This is a genomic window from Microbacterium sp. BDGP8 (genome assembly GCF_029991045.1).
Lineage (GTDB): Bacteria > Actinomycetota > Actinomycetes > Actinomycetales > Microbacteriaceae > Microbacterium > Microbacterium plantarum.
Window position 1 is genome coordinate 201,251 of sequence record NZ_CP120712.1, and the last position, 16,535, is coordinate 217,785.

15 protein-coding genes and 1 pseudogene are annotated in these 16,535 nt (G+C 69.2%); 6 read left to right on the forward strand and 10 right to left on the reverse strand.

Features of this window, described 5'->3' with window-relative positions:
- Positions 1-10 precede the first annotated feature (10 nt).
- Both P6897_RS01030 and P6897_RS01035 read right to left on the reverse strand, forming a co-directional pair.
- Positions 11-1,015 (reverse strand): LacI family DNA-binding transcriptional regulator, encoded by a 1,005-nt coding sequence (locus P6897_RS01030; protein ID WP_282501827.1) that lies wholly within the window; start codon positions 1,013-1,015, stop codon positions 11-13.
- 15 nt (positions 1,016-1,030) lie between these two features.
- Positions 1,031-2,746, reverse strand: coding sequence for a glycoside hydrolase family 13 protein (locus tag P6897_RS01035; protein ID WP_282501828.1), 1,716 nt, complete (start codon positions 2,744-2,746; stop codon positions 1,031-1,033).
- Positions 2,747-2,824: 78 nt separating this feature from the next.
- On the opposite strand from P6897_RS01035, the gene P6897_RS01040 reads away from it, so the two are divergent.
- Positions 2,825-3,343 (forward strand): adenine phosphoribosyltransferase, encoded by a 519-nt coding sequence (locus P6897_RS01040; RefSeq protein ID WP_112615769.1) that lies wholly within the window; start codon positions 2,825-2,827, stop codon positions 3,341-3,343.
- 29 nt (positions 3,344-3,372) lie between these two features.
- On the opposite strand, the gene P6897_RS01045 is transcribed toward P6897_RS01040, so the two are convergent.
- Genes P6897_RS01045 through purS form a run of 3 tightly spaced genes read right to left on the reverse strand, consistent with a single transcriptional unit; the run spans position 3,373 to position 5,273 of the window.
- Entirely contained in the window at positions 3,373-4,302 is a 930-nt protein-coding gene (locus P6897_RS01045) for a 2-hydroxyacid dehydrogenase (RefSeq protein ID WP_282501829.1), read from the reverse strand.
- A gap of 24 nt (positions 4,303-4,326) precedes the next feature.
- Positions 4,327-5,031, reverse strand: coding sequence for a phosphoribosylformylglycinamidine synthase subunit PurQ (gene purQ, locus P6897_RS01050; RefSeq protein WP_269266875.1), 705 nt, complete (start codon positions 5,029-5,031; stop codon positions 4,327-4,329).
- Positions 5,028-5,273: a phosphoribosylformylglycinamidine synthase subunit PurS gene (gene purS / locus P6897_RS01055; protein WP_023953132.1), complete on the reverse strand. Its 246-nt coding sequence runs from the start codon at positions 5,271-5,273 to the stop codon at positions 5,028-5,030. The genes purQ and purS overlap by 4 nt, the downstream gene beginning before the upstream one ends.
- Before the next feature lie 233 nt (positions 5,274-5,506).
- Here purS and P6897_RS01060 point away from each other — a divergent pair, with 233 nt between their 5' ends.
- The 5 genes from P6897_RS01060 (at position 5,507) to P6897_RS01080 (ending at position 11,343) form a co-directional block, all read left to right on the forward strand.
- The gene (locus P6897_RS01060; RefSeq protein WP_282501830.1) at positions 5,507-6,769 is read left to right on the forward strand and encodes an ABC transporter substrate-binding protein; all 1,263 of its coding nucleotides are present in this window, start codon (positions 5,507-5,509) and stop codon (positions 6,767-6,769) included.
- Positions 6,770-6,839: 70 nt separating this feature from the next.
- The gene (locus P6897_RS01065; RefSeq protein ID WP_282501831.1) at positions 6,840-7,895 is read left to right on the forward strand and encodes a sugar ABC transporter permease; all 1,056 of its coding nucleotides are present in this window, start codon (positions 6,840-6,842) and stop codon (positions 7,893-7,895) included.
- The gene (locus P6897_RS01070; RefSeq protein WP_112615779.1) at positions 7,892-8,809 is read left to right on the forward strand and encodes a carbohydrate ABC transporter permease; all 918 of its coding nucleotides are present in this window, start codon (positions 7,892-7,894) and stop codon (positions 8,807-8,809) included. Before P6897_RS01065 ends, P6897_RS01070 begins: the two co-directional genes overlap by 4 nt.
- A complete protein-coding gene (locus P6897_RS01075) occupies positions 8,806-10,323 on the forward strand; it encodes a GH1 family beta-glucosidase (RefSeq protein WP_274178104.1) in 1,518 nt (505 codons plus the stop codon). Before P6897_RS01070 ends, P6897_RS01075 begins: the two co-directional genes overlap by 4 nt.
- Before the next feature lie 6 nt (positions 10,324-10,329).
- Entirely contained in the window at positions 10,330-11,343 is a 1,014-nt protein-coding gene (locus P6897_RS01080) for a LacI family DNA-binding transcriptional regulator (protein ID WP_274178105.1), read from the forward strand.
- A gap of 41 nt (positions 11,344-11,384) precedes the next feature.
- Here P6897_RS01080 and P6897_RS01085 read toward each other — a convergent pair.
- The 5 genes and pseudogenes from P6897_RS01085 to P6897_RS01105 form a co-directional block, all read right to left on the reverse strand.
- Positions 11,385-12,287, reverse strand: a pseudogene (locus tag P6897_RS01085) (VOC family protein); the annotation flags it as partial.
- A gap of 107 nt (positions 12,288-12,394) precedes the next feature.
- Positions 12,395-13,735 carry a solute carrier family 23 protein gene (locus tag P6897_RS01090; protein ID WP_274178106.1) on the reverse strand — a complete coding sequence of 447 codons (1,341 nt, stop codon included), beginning with the start codon at positions 13,733-13,735 and terminating at the stop codon, positions 12,395-12,397.
- A 116-nt stretch (positions 13,736-13,851) separates the two neighbouring features.
- Positions 13,852-14,730, reverse strand: coding sequence for a phosphoribosylaminoimidazolesuccinocarboxamide synthase (locus P6897_RS01095; RefSeq protein ID WP_282501832.1), 879 nt, complete (start codon positions 14,728-14,730; stop codon positions 13,852-13,854).
- Positions 14,731-14,794: 64 nt separating this feature from the next.
- Positions 14,795-15,166 carry a PH domain-containing protein gene (locus P6897_RS01100; RefSeq protein ID WP_137749778.1) on the reverse strand — a complete coding sequence of 124 codons (372 nt, stop codon included), beginning with the start codon at positions 15,164-15,166 and terminating at the stop codon, positions 14,795-14,797.
- Between the two features lie 79 nt (positions 15,167-15,245).
- Positions 15,246-16,160 (reverse strand): Ltp family lipoprotein, encoded by a 915-nt coding sequence (locus P6897_RS01105; protein WP_282501833.1) that lies wholly within the window; start codon positions 16,158-16,160, stop codon positions 15,246-15,248.
- Positions 16,161-16,535 lie beyond the last annotated feature (375 nt).

The following is a 16,535-nucleotide window of genomic DNA, read 5'->3' on the forward strand; positions in this document are numbered from 1 at the left end:
TGCGCCGGTTTCAGGCCGGCGGGGCCGTGCTCGACCGCTCGACGAGCGCGAAGTCGAGGTCGGCCGGGGCCTCGGACGCCGCCCCGCGAAGCGCCGCGATCATCGCCGAGGCCACGCGCTCGCCCTGTCGGCCCGGGAACTGGTCGACCGTTGTGAGGCCGAAGAACTCGCCGAGGTCGTGGCCGTCGACCCCGATGATCGACACGTCCTCCGGAACGCGCAGCCCGAGCTCGCGCGCCGCCAGCATCGCCCCGATCGCCATCTCGTCCGAGGCCGCGAAGATCGCGGTGGGGCGGGTCTCGGCGTCGCGGAGCAACCGCGTCGCGGCATCATGCCCGCCGGCCATCGTGAAGTCCGCCGCCGCGAAGCGGTCTGTCCGCGGGGCGACGCCGGCCTCGGACAGGGCGGCCTCGAAGCCCCGGCGACGCTGTGTGGGGATGTGGAAGTCGCCCTCGAACTGCGGATGCAGGCCGATGTGGGCGATGTCGCGGTGCCCGAGGTCGAGCAGGTGCTCGGTCGCCGTCCGGGCCACCTCGATCTCGTCGACGGTGAGCGACCGCAGGCCCGCGAGCTGCCCGCCCATCGCGATGACCGGCAGGCCCAGGTCGCCGAGCTGCGCGATCTCGTCGCTTGCGAGTGCCATCGACACGACGATGACGCCGTCGACGCGCTGCCGTCGCAGCGAGGTCGCGAACACCCGGCGGCGTTCGTCGGCCTCGGCGGTGAGGGCGTACAGCGCGACGTCGTAGCCGTCGCGCTGCAGGGTCGCGGCGATGCCCGTGAGCACGCGCGAGAAGAACCAGCGGTCGAGGATCGGCACGAGTACGCCGATGTTGCGGGTGCGTCCGGACGCGAGGCTCGAGGCCGCCGACGAGACGACGTAGCCGAGATCGGATGCCGCCCGCAGCACGCGTTCGCGCGTCGTGGGCGACACCGGACCCCGGCCGCTCAGGGTGCGGGAGACGGTCGCCGTCGAGACCTCGGCGCGTCGCGCGACGTCGTCGATGCCGACCATCTCCCGCTCCTCTCGTCAGCTCACGCGGATCCAGACCGCCGCGTCGACGGGCAGCTCGGCCACGTCACCGGCGCTCTCGGCGAGATCGGCGACGCTCGAGACCAGGATCTCACCGGCGGGCAGTGCGACCGCATCCGTGCCGGTGTTGGCGACGACGAGCACGTCTCCGTTGCGGAACGCCACGACGTCGTCACCCAGCTGCAGATCGACCCACTCGAGCGATCCGGCGCCGAGGTCGTGCCGGCGACGTGCGGCGAGCAGCTCGCGGTAGAGCGCCAGGGTCGAGGCGGGGTCGCCGTCCTGCACCGAACGCGCGAGGCCGTGCCACTCCTCGGGCTGCGGCAGCCACGAGGCCCCGGTCGGGCTGAACCCGTATCCGGGGGCGTCGGCCTCCCACGGGATCGGCACGCGGCATCCGTCGCGGCCGTAGCGCTCACCGTCGGTGCGGAACCAGGTCGGGTCCTGACGGGCGTCATCGGGCAGGTGCACGACCTCGGGCAGCCCGAGCTCCTCGCCCTGGTAGAGGTAGGCCGAGCCGGGCAGGGCGAGCATCAGGGTCGTCGCGGCGCGGGCGCGGGCCAGGCCCACGACGGCGTCCGGCTGACCGGGGGAGTCGGGGCCGAGACCGTGGCCCTGCGGGTTCTCCGCGGTCAGCGCCAGGCGTGAGGCGTGGCGGACGACGTCGTGGTTCGACAGCACCCAGGTCGCGGGCGCGCCGACCGCGGGGAAGGCGCGCAGCGACTCGGAGATCACCTCGGTGAGGTGGTCGGCGTCCCACTCGGTCTGCAGGTAGGGGAAGTTGAACGCCTGGTGCATCTCGTCCTGGCGCACCCACAGGGCGGTCTCGTCGACGGTGGGCAGCCACGCCTCGGCGCACAGAGCCCGGTCGCCCTCGTACTCGGCGAGGATGCGGTTCCAGCGGCGGTAGATGTCGTGCACGCCCTCCTGGCCCCAGTAGGGCACGTCGAGGCTGTCGCCGCCCATCGATCCAGCGTCCTCGGCCGGCACGAAGTCGGGCAGGCCGTCCGACTTGACCAGGCCGTGGGCGACGTCGACGCGGAATCCGTCGACGCCGCGGTCGAGCCAGAACCGCAGGATGCGCTCGAACTCGTCGCCCACCTCGGGGTTGGCCCAGTCGAAGTCGGGCTGCGTCGAGTCGAACAGGTGCAGGTACCACTGGCCCGGCGTGCCGTCGGGGTTCGTCGTGCGCGTCCAGGCGGGGCCGCCGAAGACCGACTCCCAATTGTTGGGCGCCTCGTCGCCGTTCTCGCCCTTGCCGTCGCGGAAGATGTAGCGCGCGCGCTCGGCGCTGCCCGGCTCCGCCGCGAGCGCTTCCTGGAACCAGGCGTGCTGATCGGACGAGTGGTTCGGGACGAGGTCGACGATGACCCGGATGCCGCGGGCGTGCGCCTCGTCGAGCATCGTGTCGAAGTCGGCGAGGGTGCCGAAGAGAGGGTCGACGTCGCAGTAGTCGGAGACGTCGTAGCCGGCATCCTTCTGCGGCGACCGGAAGAAGGGGCTCAGCCAGACGGCATCGACGCCGAGGTCGGCGAGGTCGCCCAGGCGCGAGGTGATGCCGGCGAGGTCGCCGATGCCGTCTCCCGAGGCGTCGGCGAACGAGCGGGGATAGATCTGATAGATGACGGCGGTGCGCCACCACTCGGCGCCGGGCCGGGAGATCCCGATCGGGGCGAGGGTGGATGCCGCCGTGTCCACGGAAGAGGAGGTCATGGCGCTCACTCTAGTGCAAGCGCTTGCAGTCGCGACCTCGCCGTCGGAGGAGCATCAAAACGGGCCTAGGGTGGTTCGGTGACTTCCGACCCCCTCGAGCACGCTGAGTCGCTCATCGCGCTCATCCCGGACTTCCCCGAACCGGGCATCCTCTTCCGCGACATCTCGCCGCTGCTCGCCGACGCGACCGCGCTGCGCACCGTCGTCGACGCGATCGTCGCGCCCTTCGCCCGTGAGTTCGACGTCGTCGCCGGCGTCGAGGCGCGCGGATTCCTCATCGCCGGCGCCGTCGCGGCGGCGAGCGGTGTCGGCATGGTGCCGATCCGCAAGGCGGGCAAGCTGCCGCGCCCGGCGGCATCCGTCTCGTACGACCTCGAGTACGGTCAGGCGACCATCGAGATGGCGGACGATCTGCCACGCGGTACGCGCGTGCTCCTCGTCGACGACGTGCTCGCGACCGGTGGCACGCTGCGCGCGGCCCAGCGCCTGCTCGAAGGCCTCGGGCACCGGACGGTCGGCACCGCCGTTCTCATGGAGCTCGTCGAGCTCGGCGGCCAGGACGTCTGCGGCCCGGTCCACACGATCTTCCGCGTCTGAACCGCCGGGCCCCATCAGGGCCCGGCGGCTCAGGGCTCGACGATGTTGAGCGGCTCCTCGCCGGCGGCGAGGCGCTCGATCTGCGTGCGGACGAGCTTCGCGATCCGCGGACGCATGGCGTCGGCCGCGCCGCCCACGTGCGGCACGACGAGCGCGCCCGGAGCACCCCAGAGCGGGTGGTCCTCGGGCAGCGGCTCGGGATCGACGACGTCGAGGGCGGCGCGCAGGCGCTCGGACTGCAGCTCGGACACGAGGGCGTCGGTGTCGAGCACCGTGCCGCGTCCGACGTTGACGACGAGCGCGCCGTCGGGCAGCAGCGCGAGCTCACGGGCGCCGATGAGGCCCTTCGTCGTCTCGCCACCGGGCAGCGTGATCATGAGGATGTCGGTGCGCGGCAGCAGCTCGTCGAGCTCGTCGATGCCGTGCACGTGGACGCCGTCCTCGTCCCGGGCTCGGGACGCGACCGGGACGATCGTCGTCTCGAACGGCAGCAACCGGGATGCCACGGCCTTGCCCACCCCGCCGTAGCCGAGGACGAGCACCGTGCGATCAGCGACGCTGCGGCTGAACTGCGGTGCCCAGCGCGCGGACTCCTGGTTGCGCACGTAGTCGGCGAGGTCGCGCTGCGCCGCGATCGCGAGGCCCACCGCGATCTCGGCGGTCGCCGTCTCGTGGACGCTCGACGCATTCGCCAGCTTCGTGCCCTCGGGAAGGTAACGCCCCATGCCCTCATAGCCGATCGACTGGCTCTGCAGCATCCCGACGCTGATGTTCTCGAGAGCCGAGAGGAGTCGCTTGCCCGACATGTACGGCGGAACGACCATGTCGAACGCGTCTCGGGGCGCGGGGGACCGCAGGTCCCACACCACGAGGTCGATCCCCTTGGGCACGGCGCCGATGTCGGCTGCCAGCTCGTCGGTGGGCACGCTGACGACGATGGGGCGGGGGGATTCGCTCATGCCCCCACGCTACCGACCCGGTGCTCAGACGCGGGCGAGCACCGCCGCGACGGCCGACGTGAAGAACGTGAGCCCGTCGGTGCCCGAGCGCATCGCGTCGGTGGTGTTCGGGCCGAATCCGGGCTCGACGGCGTGCTCGGGGTGGGGCATGAGCCCGACCACGTTGCCGCGCTCATTCGTGAGACCGGCGATGTCGTCGAGCGAGCCGTTGGGGTTCACGCCGCGGTAGCGGAAGGCCACGAGACCCTCGCCCTCGATCCGCTTCAGCGTCTCGGCCGAGCACGTGAAGCCGCCGTCGGCGTTCTTCAGCGGGATGACGATCTCCTGGCCGGTCTCGAAGCCGCTCGTCCAGGCGGTGTCGGCGTTCTCGACGACGAGGCGCTGGTCGCGGCGGATGAACTGCTGGTGGGCGTTGCGGATCAGGCCGCCGGGCAGCAGGTGCGCCTCGACGAGCATCTGGAAGCCGTTGCAGATGCCGAGGATCGGCATGCCCTTGTCTGCGGCATCCTTCACCTCGGCCATGATCGGCGCGAGCGCCGCGATCGCGCCGGCGCGGAGGTAGTCGCCGTAACTGAAGCCGCCGGGCAGCACGAGCGCGTCGACACCGTCGAGGTCGTGCGAGCCGTGCCACAGCGCGACGGGCTCGGCGCCCGCGAGACGGACGGCGCGCTGCGCATCGCGGTCGTCGAGCGAGCCCGGGAAGGTGATGACACCGATGCGCGCGGTCACTCCACGACCTCGATGTTCACGACGTCCTCGATGACCGAGTTCGAGAGGATCTCGTCGGCGATGCGGCGAGCGGTCTCGAGGGTCGCGTCGTCGGCGCGGTCGACGGTGAGCTCGAAGCGCTTGCCGATGCGGACGTCGGAGAAGCCGGCCACGCCGAGACGAGTGAGAGCTCCCGACACCGCCTTGCCCTGCGGATCCAGGAGCTCGGCCTTGGGCATGACGTCGACGACGATGGTGGGCATTGCTCGCTCCGGAGGTCGCGGGATGGGTGCGCGACCAGTCTACGGGTGGGAAGGCGCCGCTCGTCCGCCGCATCCGGCCGGTGTCGTGACCCGATCGTGACCATCCACTTCGGGAGCGCTCTCTTGAGTTCCTGGGAGCGCTCCCGTATGGTCATGGGCAATCGGTGAGAGCGCTCCCATAGTCGGGTGCGAACCGCCGCGCACCAGATACCGCAATCACGAAGGAGTGACACGTGAATTCACGCGCACTGCGGCGGATCGGCCTCGTGGCCGGCGTCGCAACCACCTCGGCCATCGTCCTCGCCGGATGCTCGGGCGGAGGTGACCAGGCCGCATCCGGGGGCGACTCCGACACCGTCACGCTCGCGACGTTCAACGACTTCGGTTACACCGACGAACTGCTCGCCGAGTTCACCGAGGAGACCGGCATCAAGGTCGTACACACCAAGGCGGCGACCTCGAACGACGCCCGCACCAACTTCTTCCAGAAGCTTGGCAAGACCGGCCTCGCCGACGTCGAAGGCGTCGAGGTCGACTGGTTCCCCGAGATGATGCAGTACTCCGACCTCGTCGCCCCGGTGCCGGACGAGCTCGCCGGCCGTTGGCTCGACTGGAAGGAGAAGGCGGCGACCGACGCCGCGGGCAACCTCGTCGCGTACGGCACCGACGTCGGACCGCAGGCGATCTGCTACCGCGCCGACCTGTTCGAGGCAGCCGGCCTGCCCACCGACCGCGAAGAGGTCGCCAAGCTCTTCCCGACATGGGACGCGTTCTTCCAGGTCGGCAGTGACTACGTCGCCAAGACGGGTGAGCCCTTCATCGACTCGGCGAACTCCGTTTTGCAGGGCGTCGTGAACCAGCTCGACGTCGCCTACGAGGAGCCGGACGGCACGGTCATCGCGACCGAGAACCCCGACATCCGCGCGGCCTACGACACCGTCGTCGACAAGGCGATCCCGATCGCCGCCTACCCGGGACAGTGGTCCGACGACTGGTACGCGGCCATGGCGAGTGGCAAGTTCGCCGCGATGCTGTGCCCGCCGTGGATGCACGGCATCATCGAGGGCGAAGCCCCCGACATCGCCGGATGGGACATCGCCAACGCCTTCCCCGAGGGCGGCGGCAACTGGGGCGGTTCGTACCTCGTCGTCCCCGCCAACGGCAAGAACGTGACCAACGCGCAGAAGCTCGCCGACTGGCTGACGTCTCCCGAGACGCAGATCAAGGCCTTCAACAACGCCGGTACGTTCCCGAGCCAGCCCGAGGCGCAGTCGAGCCCCGACCTGACCGGGTTCGTCAACGAGTACTTCAACGACGCTCCTTCGGGTCAGATCGGCATCGACCGCGCCAACGCGATCACCGTCACGACCTTCAAGGGCCCGAAGTACTTCCAGTTCCACGACGCCCTCGGAAACGCCATCACGCGCGTCTTCGACGGCATCGAGGACAAGGAGACCTCCTGGAAGACCTGGGTGACCGAGGTCGGAGCCTTCTGACCCACCCTGTCGGGGCGCATCGGATCATCGGTGCGCCCCGGCGTCCCCCTCTCGGACCCGAAGGACGATCGTGACCACGACTCAGCAGCGCCCAGTGACGCGCGCCCCCCGAAACGACGACGGCGGTCGTCCTCCGCGAGTCATCTCTTTCTCGCAGAAGCTCAGCAAGTGGGACATCCGCTTCTCGCCGTACCTCTACATCTCGCCGTTCTTCATCATGTTCGCGATCGTGGGGCTCTTCCCCATCGCGTACACCGCGGTGATCTCGTTCATGGACTGGGACCTCATCCGCGGCGAGGGTGAGTTCATCGGATTCGACCAGTACATCTGGATCCTGTCGCAGCCCCACTTCTGGACCGCGCTGCGCAACACGTTCAGCATCTTCCTGCTCTCGAGCGTCCCGCAGCTCGTGCTGGCGATCTTCATCGCGGCCGTGCTCGACCGGAACATCCGCGCCAAGACCTTCTGGCGCATGGCGGTGCTCGTCCCCTACGTCGTCGCCCCCATCGCCGTCGGCCTCATCTTCAACGCGATGTTCGCCGACCAGTCGGGCTTCATCAACGGCATCCTCCAAGCGATCGGGATCGGCGCCATCCCCTGGCACGTCGAGCCGTTCTGGAGCCATGTCGCGATCGCCACGATGGTGAACTACCGCTGGATGGGCTACAACACCCTCATCCTGCTCGCGGCCATGCAGGCCGTGAACCGCGACTTCTACGAGGCGGCCACCGTCGACGGCGCCGGCCCCGTGCGCCAGTTCTTCTCGATCACGCTGCCCTCGCTCAAGCCGACGCTCATCTTCGTCATCATCACGGCCACGATCGGCGGCCTGCAGATCTTCGACGAGCCGCGCGTGTTCGACCAGTTCGGCCGTGGTGGATCCGCCCAGCAGTGGCTGACCATCACCCTCTACCTCTACGACGTCGGCTGGGGACAGTGGAACTTCGGCCGGGCCGCGGCGATGGCGTGGATCCTGTTCATCATCATCGTGCTGATCGGACTCGTGAACCTCGTGGTGACGCGCACCCTCGTCCGCGACGAAGGACTTCGCCGTGAGCTCAGCAAACGGGAGCAGAAGAAGCAGTCCAAGCAGGCGCAGCGCGCGCTGAAGGAGAACCAGGCATGAGCACCATCGGCACTCCCGTCCCCCTCGCCACGGTGGAAGAGGGCATCCCGAACGCGCGCAAGCAGCGCCGGGGTGGCCGCGCCCGGCGCATCCGCGGCAGCCGTCCCGGGTTCTGGACCTACGCCATCCTCGGCGCCGTGTTCCTCTCGGCCGTGTTCCCCCTCTACTGGTCGTTCGTGATCGGCTCGGGCGACTCGTCCACGCTCCGCAAGCCCTTCCCGTGGATCCCCGGCGGCAACTTCATCGAGAACGCCCTGTCGGTCATCTCCAACCCGGCCGTCAACTTCTGGCCGGCGCTGTGGAACTCCATCTACAGCTCGTTCCTCATCGCCGCCGCCGTCGTGATCACCTCGACGCTCGCCGGCTGGGCCTTCGCGAAGCTGCGCTTCCACGGCGGACCCGGGCTGCTGGTCTTCGTCGTGGCGACGATGGCCGTGCCGCAGCAGCTCGGCGTCGTGCCGCTCTACATCCTGTTCTCCGAGCTCGGCTGGACGGGGCAGATCGGCGCCATCATCATCCCGGCGCTCACCAGCGCCTTCGGCGTGTTCTGGATGACGCAGTACTTGCGTCAGGCGGTGCCCGACGAGCTGATCGAGGCGGCGCGCGTCGACGGAGCCTCGATGATCCGCACGTTCTGGACCGTCGGCATGACCGCGGCGCGTCCGGCCGCGGCGATGCTGTTCCTCTTCACCTTCGTCGGAGCCTGGAACAACTTCTTCTGGCCGTTCATCGTGCTCGACCGGCAAAACCCGACGCTTCCCGTGGCGCTGTCGCTGCTGCAGTCGAACTACTTCGTCGACTACTCGGTCGTGCTCGCGGGCGTCATCCTCGCCACCATCCCGCTGCTGCTGCTGTTCATCTTCGCGGGCAAGCAGCTCGTCAGTGGCATCATGGCCGGGGCGGTGAAGGGATGACCCTGAACCTCGACCGCACTCAGCAGGAGAACATGAACGCTTCGCGCAGCTTCCCCACCGGCTTCCTCTTCGGAGCAGCCACCGCGGCGTACCAGATCGAGGGCGCGGCCTTCGAAGACGGTCGTACCGCGTCGATCTGGGATGCGTTCGCCCGTGTTCCCGGTGCCGTGATCAACGCCGACAACGGCGACGTCGCGTGCGATCACTACCACCGCTACCGCGACGACGTCGCGCTCATGAAGGAGCTCGGTCTCGACACGTACCGGTTCTCCACCTCGTGGTCGCGCGTGCGTCCCGACGGCGGCGCGCTCAACCCGAAGGGCGTCGACTTCTACGAGCGGCTCGTCGACGAGCTCCTCGGTGCCGGGATCATCCCGTGGCTGACCCTTTACCACTGGGATCTGCCGCAGGCCATCGAGGACCGGGGCGGGTGGACCCTTCGCGAGACCGCCGATCGTTTCACCGAGTACGCCCTCGACATGCACGACGCCCTCGGCGACCGCGTGCACCACTGGACGACGCTCAACGAGCCGTGGTGCTCGTCGTTCCTCAGCTACACCGCGGGCATCCACGCTCCCGGACGGTTCGACATCGGCGACGGCATGCTCGCGGCGCACCACCTGCTGCTCGGTCACGGGCAGACCGTCGCCGCCCTGCGCGAGCGCGACTCGTCGCTGTCGCTGGGCATCACGCTGAACCTGACGGTGGCCGAACCGGCCGATCCGGCCGATGCCGCCGACGTCGACGCGGCGCGGCGCATCGACGGCCAGTTCAACCGCTGGTTCCTCGACCCGATCTTCCGGGCCGCCTACCCCGGCGACATCGTCGCCGACATCGAGAAGGTGGATGCCGCGGCGGTCGAGCGCTGGCGCGATGCCGTGCGCCCGGGCGACGAGACGATCATCGCGCAGCCGCTCGACGCCCTCGGGGTGAACTACTACCACGGCGAGTTCGTGGGCGGTCGTCCCGACCCCAACCCGCCGACCCCGGGAGACGCGCCCACCGATCGCAAGACCGGCTCGCCGTGGCCCGCCGGTCACGACATCTACTGGCACGAGCGGGGTCTGCCCCGCACGTCGATGCACTGGGAGGTGCAGCCCGCGGGGCTGACCCAGCTGCTCGAGCGCGTGTGGACCGAGTACGCCCAGCCCGTCGGCACGATCCTCTACGTCACCGAGAACGGCGCCGCCTACGACGACGAGCTCGTCGAGGTCGACGGCGAGAAGTCGGTGCCGGACGCCGAGCGCACCGAGTTCCTGCGGGTGCACCTGGGCGCCATCCTCGACGCCCAGGAGGCCGGTGCCGACGTCCGCGGCTACTTCTACTGGTCGCTGCTCGACAACTTCGAATGGGCCTGGGGCTACGAGAAGCGCTTCGGCATCGTGCACGTGGATTACCACACGCAGGAGCGGACGTTGAAGGACAGCGCGAAGGAGTATCGTCGGGTCATCGCAGATCGTGCGATCGACGTTCCCGCTCCGGCGGACGCCGCCCGGACCGCCGTCCCGAGGTAGCCCACTGTGATCTCCGACCAGAACCGGACGGCCGCGACCATCGAAGAGGTCGCGGCCGTCGCCGGTGTATCGCGCTCGACGGTGTCGCGCGTCGTCAACGGCTCGACCGCCGTCAGCCCCGCCGCCCTCGAGTCGGTGCGCCGCGCGATCGCCGAGCTCAACTACGTTCCCAACCGCGCGGCGCGTTCGCTCGCCAGCCGGTCGACGATGGCGATCGCGCTCGTCGTGCCCGAAGACACCAGCCGGGTGTTCGGCGATCCGTTCTTCGCGGCGGTCGTGTCGGGCATCAACTCGCGCATCAGCCGCAGCGACTATGTGCTGAACCTGATCATGGCCAGCGCCGACCCCGGCGACAAGACGGCCCAGTACGTGCGCAGTGGGGCCGTCGACGGCGCGATCATCGTGTCGCACCACACGAGCGACACCTTCATCGAGCGCATCGCGGCCGCGATTCCCGTCGTCTACGGCGGTCGACCGGTGCGTTCGCGGATGGGCGACTACTACATCGACGTCGATAACGTCGCCGGTGCGCGGGATGCCACGGCCTACCTCATCGGCCGCGGATGCCGCCACATCGGCGCGATCACGGGCCCGCCGTCCATGCCCGCCGGTGTCGACCGCGCCGAGGGCTACCGCGTGGCGCTCGCGGAGTCGGGACTCACGCCGGCCCCCGTCGTGCAGGGCGACTTCACGACCGAGTCCGGAGCTGTGGCGATGCGTGCCATCCTCGCGGCGGGCGAGCCGCTCGACGGCCTCTTCGTGGCGAGCGATCTCATGGCGCGCGGCGCCATGCAGGTGCTCGCGTCCGAGGGGATCAGGGTCCCTGACGAGGTCGCGGTCATGGGCTTCGATGATTCGCCCGTCGCGCTGACGACCGAGCCGCAGCTGACGACCATGCGGCAGCCGTCGTTCGCGCAGGGCGAGTGCATGGCCGATGTCCTGCTCGCGCGGCTCGCGGGGATGTCGCCCCCCGAGGTGACGATCCTCGACACCGAGCTCATCGTCCGCGGCTCGGCCTGACGCGGGCCTGACGCTCGGGTCAGGGCGCGTCGTGCTCGGGCCAGGGCGGCGTGGAGCGTGTTCTTCCAGGGGTCGTCGAACGCGACCGTGCGCCCGTCGTCGCGCACCGCGATGCCATGATGGCGCAGACGTTCGGTGAGAGCCCCCAGATCGTCGGCCGTCGGCAGCGCGAGGTCGACGCGGCCGAGCCCGAGCGCCGGCATGCGCGGCCCTGCCCCTCGGGAGTTCCACACGTTCATCGCCATGTGGTGGTGGTAGCCGCCCGCGCTGACGAAGAGGGCCTGATCGCCGAGCGCCGCGGTCGTGTCGAACCCCAGGGCGTCGACGTAGAACGCCCGTGCCGTCACCACGTCGCCGACCGAGAGGTGCACGTGGCCGACGCGGGCGGGATCGGATGGCGTGGAGCCGGCGCTGCCCGCGCTGTCGAGCATCGCGGCATCGAGGTGCTCGCGTAAGAAGGCGTTGGGGTCGAGGAAGAGCGTGTCCATCTCGACCTGTCCGTGCGTCCACGACCAGGTGCTGCGATCGCGGTCCCAGTAGAGCTCGATGCCGTTGCCCTCGGGGTCGGTGAAGTAGAACGCCTGGCTGACGAGGTGGTCGGCGCTGCCGGTGAAGGTCGAGGGCGCGTGGCGGGCGACGCTGTAGAGCGCGGCCGCCAGAGCTGCCTGCGTCTCGAACAGGATGGCCGTGTGGAACAAGCCAGCCGACCCGGCGGCCGCATGGCGGAGCGCGGGCTCGTGGCGCAGGATCACGACCGGCCGGCCGGCGCGCCCGAGGGTGACGGTGTCGCCGCCTGCGGCGAGCACCTGCAGCGTGACGACATCGCGGTAGTAACGCGTCATCCCGTCGAGGTCGCCGACCAGCAGGGTGACGGCGCCCATCGTCGTGGCACCTGCGAGCTTCTCATTCACACACATACACAACCCCTCACCCCCCCATGTCATTCCCCCCCGGAGCGACGCCGAGTGCACGGCGAAGCGCCGAGTGCACGGCATCCTCGGGTCTGAAAGTCGTTCAGTCGACGGGATGCCGTGCACTCGGCGCGCTGCGCTTACTGCGGGTCTCCTCCCAGGGGGCCCACCGCGGGGATGGGGCCGCCGTCGTCGGCGCCGGTCTTGCGCCAGCGGGCGATCGCGTTGCCGGCGTGGTAGATCACGAGGGCGGCGATGGTGCCGAGGACGATCGCGCCGAACTGCAGCGAACCGAAGTTCATCGCGAACCCGGCGATCGCGATGACGAACGACACCGCGACGGTGTACTGGTTCACGGGACGCGAGAAGTCCACGCGGTTGTCGACCCAGATCTTGATGCCGATGACGCCGATCAGGCCGTAGAGGGCCGTCGTGACGCCGCCGAGCACGCCCGCGGGGATCGTGTTGAACACGGCCCCGACCTTGGGCGAGAAGGCGAGCAGGATCGCCACGATGCCGGCCACCCAGTACGCGGCGGTCGAGTAGACGCGGGTCGCGGCCATGACGCCGATGTTCTCGCCGTAGGTCGTGGTGCCCGAGCCGCCGAAGCCGCCCGCGAGGGTGGTCGCGACACCGTCGGCGATGAGCGCGCGGCCGGTGTGCTTGTTGATCGAGGGGTCGTCGGTCATGGTCGCGACGCCGCGCACGTGGCCGACGTTCTCGGCGATCAGCACGAGCACGACGGGGAGGAACATCGGCACGATGGACCAGGCCGCGGCATCCCCGATCGCCACGAGGTGGAAGTCGGGCAGACCGAACCAGGCGGCGGCCCCGACGGCCTCGAACTCGACCTGTCCGGTGACGGCGGCCACGACGTAGCCGACGATCACGCCGAGGAAGATCGAGATGCGGCCGAGGAACCCGCGGAACAGCACGCTGAACAGGATGACGGCGCACAGGGTCACCGTGGCGATCTCGGGCTGCAGCTGGAAGTTGTTCCAGGCGGCGGGTGCGAGGTTGAACCCGATGAGCGCGACGATCGCACCGGCGACCACGGGCGGCATGAGCTTCTCGATCCAGCCCGTGCCGAAGGCCTGCACGATGAAGCCGACCGCCGCGAGCAGGAGGCCCGCGACGACGACGCCGAGGAGCGCCTGAGTGATCTGCTCGGCGGTCTCGAGGCGGTTGCCGCCGTTGAGCGCCGTGATGGGGGCGATGAAAGCGAACGACGAGCCCAGGTAGCTCGGCAGCTTGTTGCGCGTGATCAGCAGGAAGACGAGGGTGCCGAGACCCGAGAAGAGCAGGGTCGTCGAGACCGGGAAGCCGGTGATGATCGGCACGAGGAACGTCGCACCGAACATGGCGACGACGTGCTGCGCGCCGATCGCGATGGTGCCGGGCCAGTTCAGGCGCTCGCCGGGCTTGACGACGGCGCCGCGCGCGACGGTGCGACCGTCGCCGTGGAGGGACCAGATGGGCATGGGACTCCTCGGAAAGGATGAACGATTCGGGATGGAGCGCGAGAGCGGCCCTACCCTACCTGTGAGATCCCTGCATGCCGCGTCGGCGCTCCGCGGAGCGCGCGTACGGCCCGCCCTCAGCCCGCGAGCGTCTCGAGCAGCTCGCGATACTTCGCGGCGGTGCGCTCGACGATGTCGTCGGGGAGAGCCGGGGGAGTGCCGGTCTTGTCCCAGGCCGCCGCGAGCCAGTCGCGCACGATCTGCTTGTCGTAGCTGGCCATGCGCTCGGCGGGCGTCGTGCCGGTGCGCCAGGCCTCGGCATCCCAGTAGCGCGACGAGTCGCTCGTGAGCACCTCGTCGGCGAGGGTCAGCACGCCATCGGCATCGAGGCCGAACTCGAACTTCGTGTCGGCGAGGATGAGCCCCTTGCTCTCGGCGAGGGCGGCGGCTCGTCGGTAGATCTCGAGCGACGCGTCGCGCAGCGCGGCGGCGGTCTCGGCGCCGACGAGCTCGACGGAACGCTCGAACGAGATGTTCTCGTCGTGCTCGCCGAGGGGAGCCTTGTACGCGGGGGTGTAGATCGGCTCGGGCAGGCGGTCGCCGTTCTGCAGGCCGGTCGGGAGGGGGATGCCGCACACCGTGCCGCTCTCGGAGTACTCGGCCCAGCCGGTGCCGGTCAGGTAGCCGCGGACGACGCACTCGATCGGCTGCATGTCGAGCTCGCGCACGATCATCGCCCGCGCGGCGACCGCTGCCGGCGGCTGGAGCCCCAGCAGATGGTTCGGGATCGGGTGGCCGCCGTCGCGACCGGCGAGCTGGGCGAACCACCACAGGCTCAGGCGCGTCAGCAGCTCGCCCTTGCCGGGGATGCCGGGCTCGAGCACGTGGTCGAAAGCGCTGACGCGGTCGCTCGCGACGACGAGCATCCGGTCGGCCGGGCCGTCCGCCGGACGGTACAGGTCGCGGACCTTGCCGGAGTAGACGTGCTTCCAGCCGGGCAGATCGAGGGCGCTCACCCGGCCATTATCCCGGAGCGGGCCGATGGGTTGAGCCGCGCGGCAAGCACCACTACAGCCGAGGTCAGTGTGCGTGCAGGACGGCCCAGGCAATCAGGCTGTCGATACGCCGGACGTCGGCGCCCTTCGAGAGCTTCACCTTGATGTGTCCGGCTCGCGTCCACAGCTCGATCTCGGAGTTCCAGTCGAGGGTTCCCGCGTTCTCGGATGACCACATATTGATCGCACTGTAGGGCAGAGAGTAGATCTCGACCTTCTTGCCCGTGATGCCCTGGGCGTCACGGACGATCAGCCGCTTGGTGGTGAAGGTCGCAGAATCGCGAAACGTCTTGAACGATGCGACGGCTTCTTCGCCCTGTGTCAGAAGGGGCAGCACATCGGCGGGGACGGCGATCTCTTGTTGCAGCGTCCACGTGAGCATTGCGGCGGGTTCCATGAGGGTTCCTCGGTGATCGTGAGATGGAGGTGTAGGTGTACGTGGTGCGGGGGCAGACAGATCGCCTGCCCCCGGTCGTTCAATAACCGATGGCTGCCAGCCCGAACTCGATCTGTTCGGAGGTGAACCCTTCGAAGGCGAGCTGGTCGTAGAGCCCTTGGCGTGAGAACGCCATGAGATCGAGGTAACTCGCGGCCTTCTCGGCAGCTTCCGCGTTCCAATCCGCGCCGGCATTGTCCGCGCCGAACGTGGCGTCCTCGTTGGTGAACCCCTCGAACTCGAGCTGCGTGATCAACCCCGTGCGCGAAAAGCCCATGAGGGACAGGTAGCTCGCGGCTTTGTCGACCGCGTTGCGCTGCCCCAGCGAGAGCACAGGCGCGGGGGCTTCAGCGACGACCGTGATCTCCGCTCCGTCATCGGCCTTGGCGCCTCCGGTCACGTTCTGAGACGTGACGAGCCAGTCGTCACCGGTTCCTTCGGGTACGACGAGGACGAAGCCACCTGCTTGCAGCGCGACCCGGGCCTCGGCCACAGTCGAACCGACGACGGTCGGAACCGTGGCACGGTCGTCGACTGGTGCCGCCGCCACGTCGTCGGCGGGATCGTTCGCGGTTTGGTCGTCGATGGGCGCGGCTACGACAGGCGCCGAGACGCGGTCCGACACGCTGTTCGCCGCGTTGCCGATGTTAGCGACGAGCGCGACGACCACGACGATGCCGGTGACGATCCAAGCGATCATCGGCTGCCTGCCTTCGCCTCGCACCGCGAGGCCCCGGGCGTCCTTCGCATTCTGCGTCAGCGTGATGATCAGGTCGACCAGCGCCCAGATCCCGAGGCCGCCGAAAGTCAGGAGCTTGATGATGCCAGTTCCGACTTTCCCTAGGTAGAACCGATCGACTCCGAGGACCCCTAGAAATAGTGCGAAGAGCCAGGTCGCGATGAACGACTTATCGCTCAGGGCGGGCTGCGCTGAGCCCGGTCCTTGCGTGGTCATAGCGGATGGCGCGGCCGGGTAGCTGTCTTGGGGCGGCGTCTGGACGGATGCTGCGTGCGTGAAAGGTGCCGGCGGGGCCGCGAGGGTTGCCGGTGGCGCCGGTGGCGGCGTGGTGGCGCGCGAGTGCGATGTGTTTTCTGAAGTCATTTCTCCCCCGAATGTCTCTGTGCAATATGAGACGGCTCTCATATTGGCATCCGATCCCCTTTCGTCACAATGCAGGAGCAGTAGTGGGCGTCGATCGGACTGGCGCGGTGCTCGATCCGCTGCGGTCCACGCCTCCCGAGCATCGCGGGGGTCCCGTCCGGATGCCGGCCGACGATCACCCGTGAAAAAGGCGTATAGTCCACATGGACTAATCGAGAGGGGGGTGCC